Origin of the sequence: Chitinophaga oryzae (genome assembly GCF_012516375.2) — a bacterium.
GTDB lineage: Bacteria > Bacteroidota > Bacteroidia > Chitinophagales > Chitinophagaceae > Chitinophaga > Chitinophaga oryzae.
In genome coordinates this window covers 2,610,247-2,627,632 of record NZ_CP051204.2, presented here as the reverse complement: position 1 = coordinate 2,627,632, position 17,386 = coordinate 2,610,247, and the positions used below count along the sequence as shown (strand labels likewise).

Here is a 17,386-nt window from a genome sequence, read left to right as displayed (position 1 = left end):
GGGATTATTCCGGCCTAAATGTAATAATAAATTTGGTACCCTGCCCCGGCCTGCTTTCAGCCCTGATACTTCCACCCATTGCTTCCACCTGAGTTTTGGTGATAAACAACCCGATACCTTTCGCATCTTTGTTACGGTGAAATGTTTTCCGGAAACCGAACAGCTTGTTACCGAAGCGTTCCATATCAATACCGATGCCGTTGTCCTGCACCGTAAGTACAATGTTGTCGTTTTCTCGCCATGTCTGTAAATGCAGTTCCGGCTCCCTTTCCGGTGAACGGTAGCGGATCGCATTGGTGATAAAATTCTGGAGGATACTGTCGAGATATACCCGCGGATACTCTATTTGCGGCGCCTGTTCAAAATCATAGGTAATTTTGATATTACTGGTTTCTATATCTACCAGCAGGATATCCTTCACCTTTTGTACCCGTTCGGCAAAGAGCAGCTTTTCTTTTTCCACATTCACGTCTTTCCGTATCTGTACCACTTCCACGAGATCGTTGAGGGTTTCATCTATCTTTTTGATCACCTCATGCAGCATGCCCAGGTACAGTTCCCGCTCCTGCTGGGACGACGCCTCGTTATGCATCTGCATCAGCGCGCGCAGGTTGGCGATGGGCGCCCGCAGGTTGTGGGAAGTGATGTGGGCGAAATCTTCCAGCTGTTTGTTCTGGTTGACCAGGTTTTTGTTCAGGTTAGACAGCTGGTCATTTGCTTTGCGCAGCTCCTTCTGCATTTTACGGCTTTCCGTGATGTCGCGCATGAAGACCGAGATACCGCCGTCCTGCATGGGTGTGAGCAGGAAGTCGTACCATTTGTCCGGTTTGGAGAAATAGATACCGAAAGACTGTGACTGCCGCTGCTGTATGCACTCCTGCAGCCTGGCATAGAAAACGGTACCTGACAGCCGGGGGAACACTTCGAAAATATTGCTGCCCATTTCCACTTTCTGGCCGATCATTTTCTCCGCTTTCTGGTTGAGAAAATTGAGTTTGCCGTCTTTTTCCATGGCTGCATAGCCCATGTCCACCGTATCGAAGAAGAGGCGCATCAGTTCCGTGTTGCGGGTAAGCGCTTCCTCGATGGCCGATTGTTCCGTCACATCCTGTACCACGCCGAAGATGCGCGTCCGTTTGCCGTTGACATATCCCGGCTGGCCAATACAACGCACTCTTTTGGTTTGTTGTTTGGCGGAGATCAGTGTCAGCTGTGCATCGAATGTTTTACCGTTCTCAATGCATTGTTTGACCAGTCCTTCCAGCACGGGTTTTGATTCCGGGGAGAAAAAGCGCATGGCTATTTCGTAATTGATGGGCGTATCCGGTTCACAGTCATGTATTTTATAGGACTGGTAAGACCAGCGGACCCTTTCTGTTTCGAGGTCCATCTCCCATCCGCCGATTTTCCCGATATCTCCTGTTTGCAGGAGGAATTCCTGGTTTTTGACATTTTCCAGTTCCTGCATTTTTTTATCGGTGATATCGTTCACGAGGGCTACTACGATCATCTCTTTGTCCACCGGTTCAATAACGGGAAAGATGGTGAGGTCGAGGTATACTTCGCGGCCGACGGTGGTCCAGCGTTCATCCTGGCTGAAGTCTATTTTCTTTTCCACGCGCAGCGGGTTGCCTTCTTCGAGTGCCCGGAGGAACAGTTTGTCCAGTTCGAAGCGGGTGGCCAGTTCATCGTTCATCACGTTGAAATTCCGGCGGGCAGCGGGATGCGGGGAGTTGAAGAAGAAACGTTGTGTTTGATTGATGCGGCGGATAAAGCCGAAGTTATCAAACTGGATGTAGCCGATGGGCAGGTTTTCGATGATATTGTCGAGCAGTCTTTCGCTTTTCTGGAGGCTTATTTCCGCCACTTTCTTTTCGGTGATATCGTCGAGGATCAGGAAGTAGTTGGCCATTCTGCTGTGGCGGTCTGTCACGGGGAAGATGGTGGCTTCATAGTACAGCGGGAAAAGGCGGGTGACGTTGCCGTAGTTTTTTTCCGCGTAGTTAAGCAGTATTTCCCGTTTCAGTGTTTTGCCGGTATCGCGGGCTTCTTCGAACATGCGGGCGAGGCCGTTGAGCCGGTAGAACGGGTCTTGCAGCCATTTATATTCCGTATTGCCGAGGAAGGCGTGCTGGGCGCCCCATATCTGTCGCTGGCGACTGTTCATTTCCACGCTGATGCCTTCGGGTGTGAACTGTTGCAGGCCGATAGGGAGGTTTTCGAGTATCTGGCGGAAATATTGTTCATCTTCCATGAGCCGGAGTTCGGGCAGTTTACGGTCGGTGATATCGATGCCGATGAGGAGGCATTCGGTGAGGTGACCGTCGTTGTCCATGACCGGATGGATAGCTGATTCCAGCCACAGCTGGGTATTTCCGTGCAGCAGAAAACAGATTTGTTCCTGTATGGACTGGCCGGTCCGCAGCTGTTGCCAGATGCGGGCCCACTGTGCTTCGTCGGCGGGCAGGAGTAGTTCCCTGAAGTAGCGTCCGGAGACGAGTTCCGGCGGTTGCTGTAGGGCGTTGGCCATTCGCGGGTTCAGGGTAGTAATGCATTCAGCGGCATCCAGATTCACAGACAATGCGCAGGCATTGATGGCAGCCTCCAGATGCTGCAGATGCCGGTAATGCTGTTCCAGCATAACATCCTTCATTATTACTAGCGGGATTCTAAGATCGTTGTGTATTTAATAAGCTCAAAATAGGCATTATATGACAAAAAAGCGCCATTACAGTAGTAAAAGGTACGATTTCCGGCTTTATTTTTCCTTTTTTAAACCGATTTATCTTTCGGTAGTGTTTGTTCTCCAGGGAATTATCCACCCATTGTGGATTTTCAGTTTTCTGATTTTGTTGATTGATCAATATCTTCGCGTTCATTTCCCGGTAGAGCAGGGCCACAAATAAACAAATTTTCAAATAAAAATAAAACATCAATTAATGAAGGTTCTGATTATCATGGGATCCGAGAGTGACAAACCAATAATGGAAGAATCACAAAAATATCTTCAATACTTTGGCATTGAAGGGGAAATGGTTGTAGCATCTGCGCACCGTCACCCTGAGCAGGTACGTGAGTTGTGTATAACTGCGAAGGAGAAAGGTTTTGGCGTGGTGATTGCGGCAGCTGGTATGGCGGCTCATTTACCCGGCGTAGTATCTGCGTTCACTTCTTTACCCGTATTGGGGGTACCTTTGGAAGGGGGTTTGCCCGGAGGCATTGATGCACTGTATTCCATTGTTCAGATGCCGTCAGGCGTACCGGTAGGCACTTTGGCCGTAGGCAAAGCAGGTGCGCGTAATGCTGCGGTGCTGGCAGCGCGTATGTTTGCACTGACCAACGACGCGATTGCCGCCAAAGTGGAAGCCTTCAAACAGAATGGCTACAGAATTTAGTGATTGCTTAACAATACTGCTCTCCAGGTTGTGGTTAAATTCATATATTCGGAGTGAGAATTCAGAATTTTCCTGGACTTTAAATCATTGAATCATTGACTGAATCCATCATTAATTTAGATAGTATTAATCCCATTGAGTTTTTCGGCGTTAACAACGGAAAACTGGATTTGCTGAAGAAAAAATTCCCGCTGTTGAAGATCCTGTCCAGGGGTACCCAGTTAAAATTGAGTGGGGCACCGGAAGAAGTGGCCACTGCGGAGGAAAAAATCAGTCAAATCGTAAAATATCTCGAACGTAATGGTAATCTGACAGAGAATTACTTTGAGCAGATTCTTGGGGATGAAGAGGGAACGGCGGTAGATCATTTCAGCGACCGTAATCCCAACGAGGTACTGGTATTTGGTCCGAACGCCCGTACGGTACGGGCCCGTACTGCCAACCAAAAAAAGATGGTAGCGCTGGCGGACAAAAATGACATTGTATTTGCGATCGGTCCGGCGGGTACGGGTAAAACCTATACGGCGGTAGCATTGGCGGTACGTGCATTAAAAAACAAAGCTGTGAAGAAAATCATCCTCACCCGTCCGGCGGTGGAGGCAGGTGAAAGCCTGGGCTTCCTTCCCGGCGATCTGAAAGAGAAGATCGATCCCTATCTGCGGCCATTGTACGATGCGCTGGATGATATGATCCCTGCGGAGAAGCTAAGTTATTATATGACCAACCGCATCATAGAAATAGCGCCGCTGGCTTATATGCGCGGACGTACGCTGGATAATTCCTTTATTATCCTCGACGAAGCGCAGAACGCCACTGACCTGCAGCTCAAAATGTTCCTGACCCGTATTGGCGCTTCTGCCAAAGCCATCATCACCGGCGACCTTACACAGATCGACCTGCCGAAAAACCAGAAGTCGGGCCTTGAAAAAGCCAACCGCATCCTGCGTAATATCGACGGCATTGGCTCTGTGGAGCTGGATGAAGAGGATGTGGTGCGTCACCGCCTGGTGAAAGCCATTATCCGGGCATATGATGCGGATAAAGAAAGAGATTAAAAAATTTACGATTTTTTGATTTAGGGATTTTTTGATTTGAACACAAAATCATCAAATCCCTAAATCGAAAATCAAAAAATATTTTAATATTAACGCTTTTTTAACGGTCTTTGCAGTAAGTTACCTGTTTTTTCAAGGGGATAATTCAGTCCGGAAGCCTGTGATACAGCATTGCGGTGATAGTACTTTGCAGATTTGAATGTTTAACCCTATTTTTGTTGTGATATAATAATTATCGACCGCATGACCAATTATCGTCGAATTCTGACACTGGCAGTGATGGGAATGCTGCTGCTGAGCAGCTGTAAGAAACGGGCCACCCCTCAAGAGGTAGCGCTGGCATTTATGCACGCTATACAGGATTCGAACTTCGACCAGGCAAGGGACTATGCCACCAAAGAGTCTCAGCAGGTAATACAGATTTACTCTATTTTTGACGGGCGCCGCAGCGATGCGGAACGGGATAAGATCCGTAAAGCCCAAATAAAGGTTGTCGCGGTGGAAGAAAACGACAACAAAGCTTCCGTGACCATCCAGAACTCTTCCGCCAACCAGCAGGAGGTGTTGCAACTGGTGAAAGAAGGCGGTCAATGGAAGATTTCACTGACATTTGAAAGTATCATACCTAACTATATTCCGCCGGCCAGCCAGGGCCTGGACTCCACTACTGTACTAACGCCGGACACTACTGCCGGCGGCGTGGCAGTTCCTGCAGTTAAATGATTTTTGCCGCTTCACTGCGCTTTTTTGTGCAGTAAAGGGATAATTTTTAGCTATTGATCATCAGTTGCCTTAAATTTGCCGATGCAAGAATGGGCAGGGGTGATTGATTTCCAAAGGCCAACAACGGAAACCGCTGACCATATCTTCATGAAAAGTGAAGTGAATAAGGCATTCACTTTTCTAACACTAATACAATATTGAACAATAAACCTTAAAAGCAGAAAAGTAGATTATTATGATGACAAATCCCTGGCACAGTGTGAGTCCCGGATCAGAGGTGCCACACATTGTAAATGCCATTATCGAGATTCCAAAGGGATGCCGTGCCAAATATGAACTGGACAAAGAGAGCGGCCTGCTGAAACTGGACCGCGTTTTATATTCCTCTGTATATTATCCTGCCAACTACGGTTTCATTCCACAGTCTTATTGCGACGACCATGATCCGCTGGACATCCTGGTGCTGTCTCAGGTGGAGTGCGTACCTATGTGTATCATCGAAGCGAAAGTGATCGGTGTGATGCAGATGGTTGACGGCGGCGAAGCGGATGACAAAATCATCGCGGTGGCAGCCAATGATATGAGCGTAAACCACATCAACGATATCTCCGAACTGCCCCCTCATTTTATCGACGAAATGAGACACTTTTTCGAAGAGTACAAAAGACTGGAAAAGAAATCAGTGATCGTGGAAGAGTTCCAGAACAAGGAAAAAGCTGAAAAGATCATTATCCAGAGCTTTGAAGACTACAGAAAGATCTTTAAACAGAGCTAAATAAATCATTTTCTGATTTTCGATTTTTTGATTTTGAGATTTTGCCGGATGTCTCCTCCAAATTCCAAAATCAAAAAATCGAAAATCAGAAAATTTTAGAAGAATCTTTTTATAATCCGCAGCTGATGCGTTCTGATGTGGGTATCGGCGTTAATGATGCCCTGGTTATCGATCGGATCTATGCGTACCTTGCCGGAAGAATGGAGGATTTCGTGATCGTTGAGCAACAGGCCCACGTGGGTGATCCTTCCTTCGGGGTTATCGAAAAATGCGAGATCCCCCAGCCGTGCTTCCTGCAGAAAGTCGACCGTGGTACCTTGCGTGGCTTGTTGTGATGCATCCCGGAGCAATGGTATCCCCGACAGTTTGAAAACATTTTGTACAAACCCGGAGCAATCCACCCCAAAGACATTCCTGCCGCCCCAGAGATAAGCCGTATTCAGAAATTTCATTGCATCTGCCAGCAGATGTTTCGCATTTACCGGACTTCCTGCAGCGGGCAATACATGGGGTTTTTCCAGTAAGGTCACCTGTACATTTCCCCATTTTGCGGAAAGGTTGGTATACCCTTTCAGGAGGCAGCCAAAGGGTAAGATCATAGGTTGGCCGTTGAGCAGTATTTCATTGCTCCATTCCGGCAGGTAGTGAGTAGCCGGCGCGTGATAAATGTCTTCGGATACCTCTTCGAGGTGAGAGAGAGAAGCCCAGCCGGTATAGCCGTCGTACTGGTTTATCACCTCCACCCATCCGTCGGGGGCGGTGTTGATGATTTCCACTCCTTCGCCCCAGAGCAGCTGGGAAATCATCTCACTTCTGTGTGCGGCGGTAGCCCTGAGCGGCGCTACAGGCACCACAACGATCGCGTATGGCATATTAATTGTATAATTCCGTTTTATAATCCAATATTCTCGCGTCTGAATGAACTTTTTCCGCTTTTATACGTAAATATAGAGTAATAAGTTTATGCACCAACAGTTAACCAATTTATCAGATAAGGAACTTATATCCCGTGCCCGGAAACAAGACCGGGAAGCAGAAGGTGTACTAATGGACAGGTACAGTCATTTACTGGTCGCCATTACACTGCCTTATCTGAATAAAGCCCCGAAGCCAGACCCCAACGTAGTCTTTCCCACCCTGTTGCAGCGGCTCAGCGCCAGTCTTAAAACCCAAACGATCTACAAAGCCAACGAATGGATATTGCATATTCAGCAAACATATTTCAATAGTCCGGACAAAAATATTCCCTTCTACCCGTCACGGGATGGCAGGGACCTGTTGCATATTGAGAACAAAGTCGAAAAAGCAGGTACCAACATCATCGACCGCCAGGACCTGGCCGTAAGGCTCGAACAGGCCCTCGGACGCATGAATGCCGACGACCGTGATCTGATAACGCAGTTCTATATTGATAATAAAAGCTTTGCCGATCTGACCGCTGCCAGGGGATTAACACGTGAAAAACTCAGGAACCAGCTGAAAGCAGCCAAAGGGAAACTTGCCAAGCTATATATGAATCAGGGTTATGTTTAGTAGTAAGCCAAACAATGAAAAAATTTTAAAGGTATTTTCCGGTATCCGTTGTCTCAGCAAAGATCAGTTGCCCCGTTATATGGAAGGGAGACTGACAGACGTTGAAAAACATCTCGTGGAACAGCACCTTACTGATTGCGACCTGTGCTTTGGCGCCTTGCAGGCACTGGAACAGGAAGCCGGTAATGAGCAGTACCAGGACCTGACCGGAAAACTTCAGCGTTATATACAGGATAGTATACAACCGGTATCGCATGTCCATAAGGTAGCTCAATACACCAAAAAGGAAAAGACCAAGGAAAGCCTGCTGGTGTATTTCTGGCTGGTCGCCTTTCTCGTGATCGGGGTAGCCAGCGTATATGTTTTACGCGGCCACCTCCGCAACCAGCCGCCGCCGCCACCCCGCATGCTGGCGTCTGCCCAGCCACCGGCCGCCGATTCCGCCACCGCCCCTGCCGGGGAAGTGGCCAGTCAGCCTATTGTGACCACGGAACAGCCCGCACCGGCCCCCGGCCATCAAACGGCCGCCACACCGGTTTCCGCGAAGCCCGCAGCTACCACGACACCTAATACCCTCGCGTCGGCCAAACCAACGCCGGTACCGGTACCGGCCGCCACAGCAGATTCCATCGCCAAAGCTAAAGCCGCTGCACTGAAAGCGCAGCAGAAAAAGCTGGCCGCCGACAGCATCCGTAAAGCGCAAGCGCTACAGAAACAACAGGACTCTCTGAAAAAAGAGAAAGAAAAGGAAAAAGAAAACAACGATAAAAAACCGGAACCGGCGCCAGCCCCCAAACAGGAGCCGAAAGAACCGGCCCCCCAACCGAAAAAAGAAAGCCAGCAGCCCGGCGAGCCCATCAACAGCGACGAATACCTTTATAAAGCTGCCATGGTCTATCAGCAACAGGGCAACCTCAGCGAGGCGATTGACAGGTACAAAAGAATTGCCTCCAACAGCTCCGGCAAATACGCGGAAATGGCCACCTATCAACTGGCGATCTGCTACCGCAGTAAAGGCCAGATGGCCAGGGCCCGCCGTATGTTCCGCGAAGTCATCCGGATGGACGGCTCCCTTAAAAACAGCGCGCAACAAGCACTGGACAGCATGTAAAATCAATTACGAATTACGAATTACGAATTTGGGGTTATTTAGTAACTTGGTTGCCTGATAACCTGGCAATTCACGTAATTCGTAATTCGTAATTCGTAATTGATTTTGTGGAATTTATGGCTGTCTGCATCTTACAGACAGCATTCTTTTTAGCCTGTGAATAATTCAGCGATACAACAACTGACGGACCAGGAGTTACTGCAACGGTTCAAAACTGATCAGAACAGTGAATGGATAGGTGTGCTTTTTGACCGCTATGCCCTGTTATTACTGGGTATGTGCATGAAATACCTGAAAAACGAAGAAGATGCGCGCGATGCCGTGCAACAGATCTTTCTCAAGGTGTTGTCTGACGTCAACAAACATGAGATACAGTTTTTTCGCGCCTGGATATACCAGGTCGCCAAGAACTATTGCCTGATGCAGTTGCGGCAGCAGCATCTGAAATACCGGGAAGAGATTACCGATAAACATGCGGGGGAGCTAGCCGCTGATCCGGAAGACCAGCGGTCACACCAGGAAAAGGATGTGCTGCTCAACAGCATGGAGCAGGCCCTTAATTTCCTGAACCCGGAACAGAAAGTCTGTGTAGAACTCTTCTACCTGCAAAAAAAATCCTACCAGGAAATAGCTGACCAGACCAGCTTCAGCCTGTTGCAGGTAAAAAGCTACATCCAGAACGGCAAGCGTAATCTTAAATTAATACTGGAAAAACAACAACGCGCAAACAAGCGTTAATTTGCATCAATAGCGATATGAACGAGCATTTCAATGATATCTTTGTCACTACGGGCTGTCCTACACAACAGCAGCTACTGGACTATGTGCAGGGCAAGCTGTCTGCTGAAGAGCGGCACGAGGTGGAAATGCACCTGACGGATTGTGAATTTTGCAGTGAAGCACTGGAAGGCCTGTCTGATATCAAAGACAAAGAAAAGATTCCCGGCTGGCTCAGCGAAATGAGATGGGAAGTCCTGAAAAAATTACGGAAGAAATACCGCACCCGCCGGAAAACAGAAAATTATATATCCCTTACCGTTATCATTCTCTGTATCATTTTCCTGGTACTGGCGTTATTCTGGGCTTACCACTTTTCTCATTGAGGGATTTTTGGATTTAGGGATGTAGAGATTTGAAATGCAGCGAGTGATGACAGTGGATAGATTCCAACATCAAAAATCTCAAAATCCCAAAATCCCGAAATCTCAAAATTTCAATAGAGTGTTTTATTATTCATCGCTTTCCATTCCTGAAATACTTTCAGCGCATCAAGATCCCGCAGTTCAATCAGCGGGATTTTTTTTTCATCATGCGGCACGGTGATTTCCCGGTAAATGAAGGAGTCGTCGAAGTTAATAGCGGCAGCGTCTTCCTTGGTATTGGCGTAATACACTTTTGAAGGCCGCGCCCAGTAGATCGCGCCCAGGCACATCGGGCAAGGTTCGCAGGAAGTGTAGATTTCGCAGTCTGTGAGCTGGAAGGTACCTAACTTTTTGCAGGCATTGCGGATAGCCATTACTTCCGCGTGGGCGGTAGGATCATTTTCGCACAGCACCTGGTTCCATCCTTCTCCTACGATCTCCTCTCCTTTTACTACGATAGACCCGAAAGGGCCGCCGTCGCCCTGCTCCATTCCCCTGCGGGATAACGACACCGCGTATTGCATGAATTTCCGTTCTCTTTCCCCTATCATAGGACAACAATATTGGTTCATTCAAATTTACCGAAAAGAAGGCATAAAAAAACCCCGCGAAGAATCGCGGGGTTTATCGTTAACTATGTATCGTCGTATTTAGAATTGCTTGTATTATTTGTTTCTGATCACTACCACACCGTCGAACACATCGATCAGTACGGGTTTGGATTTATCAATGTCCCCTGCCAGTATCTTTTTGCTGAGCAGGTTGATGATTTCTTTCTGGATTAATCTTTTCAGCGGCCTTGCACCGAACTGCGGGTCATAACCCTGTACAGAAAGATATTCCATTGCATAGTCAGAAAATTCCAATATCATGCCATTTTTTGCCACCATGTCTTTCAGTTGTTGTAACTGAATGTTAATTATTCCTTTAATTTCATCGCGCATCAGTGGCTGAAACATGATCACTTCATCCACCCTGTTGAGGAATTCCGGCCGTATGGTGGTCCTCAGCAGTGCCATTACTTCTTCTTTGGTTTTATCTACTACTTCCTCTCTGTTGGAATCGTTAATGTTTTCAAAATTCTCCTGGATAATATGGCTGCCCATATTGCTGGTCATAATGATGATGGTGTTCTTGAAGTTCACCACGCGGCCTTTGTTGTCTGTCAGACGGCCATCATCGAGCACCTGTAACAAAATGTTAAAGGTATCCGGGTGTGCTTTTTCGATTTCATCGAGCAGTACTACGGAGTAGGGTTTACGGCGTACGGCTTCGGTCAGCTGACCGCCTTCATCGTATCCCACATATCCCGGAGGCGCGCCCACGAGGCGGCTTACGGAATGTTTCTCCTGGTATTCGCTCATGTCGATGCGGGTCATCATCTGATCATCATCGAACAGGTATTCCGCCAGTGCTTTGGCCAGCTCTGTTTTACCCACACCGGTGGTACCCAGGAAGATAAAGGAGCCGATCGGACGACGCGGGTCCTGCAGACCGGCGCGGCTGCGGCGGATGGCGTCGGACACGGCGATGATCGCTTCTTCCTGTCCTACCACCCTGCGGTGCAGTTCTTCTTCGAGGTGCAGCAGTTTGTCTTTTTCGCTCTGCATCATTTTCGCCACCGGGATGCCTGTAGCTTTGGCCACATTTTCCGCGATGTCTTCCGCATCTACTTCCTCTTTAAGAAGACGTTTATTGTGTTCGGATATTTTACTCAGTTCATCGGTCAGGTCCTGGACCAGCTTCTCCTGTTCTTTGACTTTACCGTAGCGTATCTCTGCCACGCGTCCGAAGTCGCCGTTACGTTCCGCCTGTTCGGCTTCCAGTTTCAGGTTTTCGATCGCTGATTTAGCCGCCTGGATTTTGTCCACTACTTCTTTTTCTGCCTGCCATTTGGCTTTGAACGTATTCCGTTCTTCGCCGAGGCGGGCTATCTCTTCACTCAGTTCCCTGAGTTTATCTTCATCATTTTCTCTTTTGATCGCTTCTTTTTCAATTTCCAGCTGACGGATCCTTCTTTCCAGTTCATCCAGTTCTTCCGGCATGGAGTTCATTTCCAGGCGCAGTTTAGCTGCGCTCTCATCGATCAGGTCAATGGCCTTGTCGGGCAGGAAGCGGTCGGTGATATAACGGTGAGACAGTTCCACGGCTGCGATGATCGCTTCGTCTTTGATCAGCACATGGTGATGGCTTTCATATCTTTCTTTCAGGCCGCGAAGGATGGAGATGGCGTCTTCTACGCTGGGCTCGTCCACCAGTACTTTCTGGAAGCGGCGTTCCAGCGCCTTGTCTTTCTCGAAATATTTCTGGTATTCATTGAGCGTGGTAGCGCCGATGGCACGGAGTTCACCGCGGGCCAGGGCCGGTTTCAGGATGTTGGCGGCGTCCATTGCTCCTTCCATGGCGCCAGCGCCGATCAGGGTATGGATCTCATCGATAAAGAGGATGATGTCGCCGTCGCTGTCCGTCACTTCCTTTACCACTGCTTTCAGTCGCTCTTCGAATTCACCGCGGTATTTGGCGCCGGCCATGAGTGCGCCCATGTCGAGGCCGTAAATGGTTTTTGATTTCAGGTTTTCCGGCACGTCCCCATTGAGGATGCGGTGTGCCAGTCCTTCTACGATAGCGGTCTTACCTACGCCGGGCTCCCCTACCAGTATCGGGTTGTTTTTAGACCTGCGGGAGAGGATGTGCAGCGTTCTGCGGATTTCCTCATCGCGGCCGATCACCGGGTCCAGCTTGCCTTCGCGGGCCAGCTCGTTCAGGTTTTTGGCGTATTTCTGTAAGGTGTTGAATTGGGTGCCGCCGGATTGGGAGCTCACGGTTTCGCCCTTTCGTAATTCTTTGATGGCTGCTTTCAGGCCTTTCTCGGTGAGACCGGCGTCTTTCAGCAGTTTGGAAGTATCATCGCTACCGCCCAGGATGGCCAGCAGCAGATGTTCCACGCTTACAAACTCGTCTTTGAATTCCTTGATGGTAGCGCCGGCACGCAGTAATGCGTTGTTGGCGTCGCGGCTCAGTACCTGTCCGGCTTCACCGCCTACCATTTTGGGATATTTCTGCAGTTGCTCATTGAGTTTGGTATTGAGCAACGTGGTATTAACAGCGTTCTTTTTCAGCAGGTATTCCACCGGGCTGTCATTATCTTCCAGCAGCGCTTTTAAGATGTGCCCTGTTTCGATCGCCTGGTTTTGATTGTTGAATGCCAGTTGCTGAGCATGTTGCAGTATTTCCTGCGATTTTATAGTGAAATTATTCAGATTCATATACTGATATTTTGCTCCTTTTTTAGTGATTTACAAACGTGCTGTAGTATTAACAAAGCCTGCACCAATGTTGTTTTCCGGAAATTATGTCATATTAGCTATAAATTTTCTGCATTTTTAGCAGAAGATAAGGTTATTAACTGCTAAAATAGCATTAACGCCATCGAATCAACGCCGTATATTAGCGTTTATCTAATATGTGAGCGATGAAAGTAATCCGCCTCTATGTCCTTCTGTTAGCGGCCCTGACGGGCACACCGGGCGCCACGGCACAGGAACGCCTGTCTAACGACACCGTTTATATCCCGGTAGGCACCCAAAACCGCCACAGCACGAAGCTGTACGGCAACGTATACACGGCAGCCCGGTTGCAGGGCGTTCTTCGGGAGAACCGGCAACGTTACCCCGGAAAAACGCTGGCCGTAGTATTTATGGAACCCGGCGCCTATTACCCCGACAGCACGCTGGTCATTACCCCGGAGCTGGCTAACGGTAACGGTGCGGTGGTGATCATGCCCGCCCACCCGGGAGACATGGTTACGCTGAGTGGCGGCCAGCCTGTTAAAGTAAAATGGCGCCGCTGGAAAAACGGCATCTATAAAGCCAAACTGGCGCTGCCCTATACGTTTGATCACTTATATATCAACGACATACAGCAGATACGCGCCCGTTATCCCAACTACGACAGCAGCGCACAGCATTACAACGGCAGCGCCGCCGACGCTGTCAGCCCCGAAAGGGTAAAGACGTGGAAACATCCGCAGGGCGGCTATGTACATGCCTTGCACAAGGGAGAATGGGGCGGCTATCATTACCGCATCACCGGGGTGAACCCGGACTACAGCCTGCAAATGGAAGGCGGCTACCAGAACAACCGGCCGATGGGAATGCATGCTTCCCGCCGTTTCGTGGAGAATATCTTCGAAGAACTGGACACTGCACGGGAATGGTACTACGACCAACCGGCCCAAACGCTGTATTATAAACCCGCGCCGGGCACGCGGCTGTCCGGGGCCAGCGTGGTGGTGTCCAGGCTGCCGCAGGTCATCGCGCTGAAAGGCACCGCCGACAACCCTGTCCGGAATGTGACGATCGCGGGCCTGCGCCTTGCACATACCGCCCCCACGTTTATGGATACACGCGAACCGCTGCTGCGCAGCGACTGGACCATCTACCGGGGCGGCACTATCCTGCTGGACGGCACCGAAAACTGCACCGTCCGGGATTGCGAATTTGACCATAACGGCGGTAACGCCGTATTCGTGAGCAATTATAACCGTCACGCTACCATCAGCGGGTGCCATATCCACGACGCCGGCGGCAGCGGCATCTGTTTTGTCGGCAGCCCGGACGCTGTCCGTTCCCCGTTATTTGAATACAACGAATCGCAGCCCCTGGCAGCCATCGACACCGTACGCGGCCCCAAAACCAGTCACTATCCTGATTCCTGTACCGCCTATGACAACCTGATTTACCGCACCGGCACCATCGAAAAGCAGACCGCCGGCATTCAGCTGTCTATGGCCATGAACATCAGCGTGCTGCACAATAGCATCTATGACGTACCGCGTGCAGGCATCAACGTGAGCGAAGGCACTTTCGGCGGCCACGATATTGCGTACAACGATGTATTTAATACCGTGCTGGAAACCGGCGACCATGGCGCCTTTAATTCCTGGGGCGGGACCGGTACTGGCATCCGGACCGCAGCGTCATGAACGACCTTACAGAAGCCCATCCGGAACTGATCCTGCTGGACGCTGTCCACACCACGCGGCTGCATCACAACCGCTTCCGCTGCGATCATGGCTGGGACATCGACCTGGACGACGGGTCCTCCAATTATTATATCTACAACAATGTGTGCCTCAACGGCGGCCTTAAACTGCGAGAAGGTTTTTACAGGACCGTGGAGAACAATGTCATCCTCAACAACTCCTTCCACCCGCATGTATGGTTTAAAAACAGCCATGATGTCTTCCGGCATAATATCGTAACGGGGCCCTACAAGCCCATCGGCATCCGTTACTGGGGCGATGAGCTGGACTTTAATCTTTTCCCGGACAAAGCCGCCCTTCCGGCGGAAACGGACCGGCACTCCGTTGCCGGTGATCCCGGGTTCGTTAACCCGATAGGTGGCGATTACCGCGTAAAAGCCGCGTCTCCCGCCCTGCGGATGGTATTCAACAATTTCCCGATGGACAGCTTCGGCGTAGTATCGCCTGCGCTGCGTTTGCTGGCGAAAAAAGCGCCGTTGCCGGTACTACAGCAACAGCACCTGATCGGCACCTCCGAAACCACCTGGCTGGGCGCCCGCGTCAAAAACATCGAAACACTGGGAGAACGCTCCGCAGCGGGCTTACCGGACAATAACGGCGTATATCTTATCAGCATACCGGATAATTTTCCTTACCGGCTACAGGCGGGAGATGTTATCTTAAAAGCAGGAAATACAGTTGTAAAAAATGTGGAAGATCTTCTAAAAGCGTATACCCGTGAAGGTGATAAGCCCGCGACACTGACTATTTTCAGGGACCAGCGGCAAATCATTTTGGGATTTTGAGATTTTTTGATTTACGTATTTTGGAATTTTTGGAATAATAAAAGCGAAGAACAAAGTGAGTAAATTAATACGCTTTGTTCTTCGCTTTTATTATTCCAAAAATCTCAAAATCAAAAAATCCTAAATCAAAAAATTCACATCCATTCTTTCACCAGCGCTTCGTGTTCGCTGATCCATTGTTTCACGGCCATTTCTTCCCTGCCGTCAGCATCCGCCATTGCATTCATGAGGGAGCTTAACGCTTCGCTGTTGAGTTTGAATTTACGGAAGAAGTTGACTGCTGCCGTGTCTTTTACGGTGAATTCGTTGTTAGCGATCGTCATGATTTTCTCCATTTCACCGAACACCATTTTAGGGTCTTCCAGGAAACGGAGCTTATAACGGGCGAACATATGGTGGGGCGCCCAACCGGTAACCACCACCGGCGTTTTTTCATCGATATTTTTCTTCAGTGTGGCCATCATGGCGGCTTCGGAGGAGGATTGCAGCTCGTAGTCCAGTCCGTACGCGCGGATGGCGTCTTCTGCTTTGGCCATGATACCGGCGCCGGCGTCGATACCGACTACTTTACCGTCAAAAGCCGTCTTGTATTTATCCAGGTCCCCGATCGTACGGGCGTCTACGTAGTCAGGCACTACCAGGCCTATCCGGGCGCTGTCGAAGCTGGTACCGAGCACGGTGACTTTATCGCCGAAGGTTTCCATATAAGTTTTATGGGTAACGGGCATCCAGGTGTCCATGAACACGTCTGCGTCGCCGCCGGCTACGGCCGCAAAGATGGGCGCCACGTCTGCATTTTTAAGTGTTACCGTGTATCCTTGCTGTTCCAGGAGCACCTTGGCCAGGTTGGTCATGGCTACACCTTCCGCCCAGTTGACATATCCGATGGTAATTTTCTTACCGCTTTTTTTATCGCCCTGCTGGCAGGCAGCGAAGGTCAGCGTTACCGCCGCCAGGGCAACGAGGAAAATCTTTTTCATACGTATATTTATTTAGCGTTTTTCTTTTGTTTCTTTTTACCGAATGATTGTGTAATGCGGTCGAGAATGATGGCCAGTATCACTACGGCGATACCGCCTTCGAAGCCGAGCCCTATCTTGAGCTGGGTGATCCCTTTCAGCACTATTTCCCCAAGACCGCCGGCAGCGATCATTGCAGATACCACCACCATAGACAGTGACATCATGATGGTCTGGTTAACACCCGCCAGGATGGTAGGCAGCGCCAAAGGCAGTTCCACCTTAAAGAGCAGCTGCCGTGGCGTGGCGCCAAAAGAGCGGGTAGCTTCCACAATATCTTCCGGCACCTGGCTGATACCCAGGGTAGTCAGTCTTACTGCAGGCGGCATAGCAAAGATAATGGTCGCGAACACGCCTGGCACTTTCCCCAGTCCGAAGAAGAGCACTGCCGGGATGAGGTATACGAAAGCCGGCATAGTCTGCATGAAGTCGAGCAGCGGGCGCATAACGCGGCCGGCTGTTTTGCTTCTTGCCGCCCATATGCCCAGCGGGATGCCGATGATCAGGGCTATAAAAGCAGACACCAGTATCAGGGAGAGCGTTTCCATGGTAGGCGCCCAGTAGCCCATCATGTAGATGAGCGTCAGGCCCAGCGAAGTCACCACCCCAATGCCCCATCCGGCCCTTCTCCAGGCAAGAATGGCCAGCAGCGCGATCACCACGTAGAACGGCAGGATGGTGAACAACCCAACTACGCCATCTACCATTGTTTCCACGCCCGCTTTCACCATCTTAAAGAAGGGGCTGAAATTGTGCGTGAGCCAATTGATAAATTGTTCAATATATTTTCCGATTCTAATCATA

At 49.7% G+C, this 17,386-nt stretch carries 16 protein-coding genes; 10 read left to right on the top strand and 6 right to left on the bottom strand.

The window, feature by feature from the left end:
* Window positions 1-4 precede the first annotated feature (4 nt).
* Window positions 5-2,653: a PAS domain S-box protein gene (locus HF324_RS11045; RefSeq protein WP_168859792.1), complete on the bottom strand. Its 2,649-nt coding sequence runs from the start codon at window positions 2,651-2,653 to the stop codon at window positions 5-7.
* Between the two features lie 331 nt (window positions 2,654-2,984).
* On the opposite strand from HF324_RS11045, the gene purE reads away from it, so the two are divergent.
* From purE to HF324_RS11025, 4 genes are all read left to right on the top strand, one after another.
* Window positions 2,985-3,395: a 5-(carboxyamino)imidazole ribonucleotide mutase gene (gene purE, locus HF324_RS11040; RefSeq protein ID WP_246269491.1), complete on the top strand. Its 411-nt coding sequence runs from the start codon at window positions 2,985-2,987 to the stop codon at window positions 3,393-3,395.
* A 95-nt stretch (window positions 3,396-3,490) separates the two neighbouring features.
* Complete coding sequence (locus HF324_RS11035; RefSeq protein WP_168802516.1) at window positions 3,491-4,450, top strand: PhoH family protein; 960 nt, start codon at window positions 3,491-3,493, stop codon at window positions 4,448-4,450.
* A 243-nt stretch (window positions 4,451-4,693) separates the two neighbouring features.
* A complete protein-coding gene (locus tag HF324_RS11030) occupies window positions 4,694-5,173 on the top strand; it encodes a DUF4878 domain-containing protein (RefSeq protein ID WP_168802515.1) in 480 nt (159 codons plus the stop codon).
* Window positions 5,174-5,408: 235 nt separating this feature from the next.
* Window positions 5,409-5,948 (top strand): inorganic diphosphatase, encoded by a 540-nt coding sequence (locus tag HF324_RS11025; protein WP_220100723.1) that lies wholly within the window; start codon window positions 5,409-5,411, stop codon window positions 5,946-5,948.
* Window positions 5,949-6,043: 95 nt separating this feature from the next.
* On the opposite strand, the gene HF324_RS11020 is transcribed toward HF324_RS11025, so the two are convergent.
* A complete protein-coding gene (locus HF324_RS11020) occupies window positions 6,044-6,820 on the bottom strand; it encodes a C40 family peptidase (RefSeq protein WP_220100722.1) in 777 nt (258 codons plus the stop codon).
* 91 nt (window positions 6,821-6,911) lie between these two features.
* Here HF324_RS11020 and HF324_RS11015 point away from each other — a divergent pair, with 91 nt between their 5' ends.
* The 4 genes from HF324_RS11015 to HF324_RS11000 all read left to right on the top strand — a co-directional run bounded on the left by HF324_RS11015 (window position 6,912) and on the right by HF324_RS11000 (window position 9,695).
* Window positions 6,912-7,481, top strand: coding sequence for a sigma-70 RNA polymerase sigma factor region 4 domain-containing protein (locus HF324_RS11015; RefSeq protein ID WP_168802514.1), 570 nt, complete (start codon window positions 6,912-6,914; stop codon window positions 7,479-7,481).
* A complete protein-coding gene (locus HF324_RS11010) occupies window positions 7,474-8,592 on the top strand; it encodes a tetratricopeptide repeat protein (protein WP_193114991.1) in 1,119 nt (372 codons plus the stop codon). The genes HF324_RS11015 and HF324_RS11010 overlap by 8 nt, the downstream gene beginning before the upstream one ends.
* 156 nt (window positions 8,593-8,748) lie before the next feature.
* Window positions 8,749-9,330 (top strand): RNA polymerase sigma factor, encoded by a 582-nt coding sequence (locus HF324_RS11005; RefSeq protein ID WP_168802512.1) that lies wholly within the window; start codon window positions 8,749-8,751, stop codon window positions 9,328-9,330.
* Between the two features lie 17 nt (window positions 9,331-9,347).
* The gene (locus HF324_RS11000) at window positions 9,348-9,695 is read left to right on the top strand and encodes an anti-sigma factor family protein (RefSeq protein ID WP_168802511.1); all 348 of its coding nucleotides are present in this window, start codon (window positions 9,348-9,350) and stop codon (window positions 9,693-9,695) included.
* Between the two features lie 110 nt (window positions 9,696-9,805).
* Here the strand turns inward: HF324_RS11000 and HF324_RS10995 are convergent, their stop codons facing one another.
* On the bottom strand, window positions 9,806-10,285 hold the full coding sequence (locus HF324_RS10995; protein WP_168802510.1) for a nucleoside deaminase: 480 nt from the start codon (window positions 10,283-10,285) through the stop codon (window positions 9,806-9,808).
* 114 nt (window positions 10,286-10,399) lie between these two features.
* Complete coding sequence (gene clpB / locus HF324_RS10990) at window positions 10,400-13,000, bottom strand: ATP-dependent chaperone ClpB (RefSeq protein ID WP_168859789.1); 2,601 nt, start codon at window positions 12,998-13,000, stop codon at window positions 10,400-10,402.
* 206 nt (window positions 13,001-13,206) lie between these two features.
* Between clpB and HF324_RS10985 the strand changes: the two genes are divergently transcribed.
* Both HF324_RS10985 and HF324_RS10980 read left to right on the top strand, forming a co-directional pair.
* Window positions 13,207-14,718 (top strand): right-handed parallel beta-helix repeat-containing protein, encoded by a 1,512-nt coding sequence (locus HF324_RS10985; RefSeq protein ID WP_168859788.1) that lies wholly within the window; start codon window positions 13,207-13,209, stop codon window positions 14,716-14,718.
* Window positions 14,715-15,563, top strand: a complete 849-nt coding sequence (locus HF324_RS10980; protein ID WP_168859786.1) for a serine protease family protein — start codon at window positions 14,715-14,717, stop codon at window positions 15,561-15,563. Before HF324_RS10985 ends, HF324_RS10980 begins: the two co-directional genes overlap by 4 nt.
* Before the next feature lie 134 nt (window positions 15,564-15,697).
* Here the strand turns inward: HF324_RS10980 and HF324_RS10975 are convergent, their stop codons facing one another.
* Window positions 15,698-16,543, bottom strand: a complete 846-nt coding sequence (locus tag HF324_RS10975) for a glycine betaine ABC transporter substrate-binding protein (protein ID WP_168859785.1) — start codon at window positions 16,541-16,543, stop codon at window positions 15,698-15,700.
* An 8-nt stretch (window positions 16,544-16,551) separates the two neighbouring features.
* Window positions 16,552-17,385, bottom strand: coding sequence for an ABC transporter permease (locus tag HF324_RS10970; protein WP_168859784.1), 834 nt, complete (start codon window positions 17,383-17,385; stop codon window positions 16,552-16,554).
* Between the last annotated feature and the right edge of the window lies 1 nt (window position 17,386).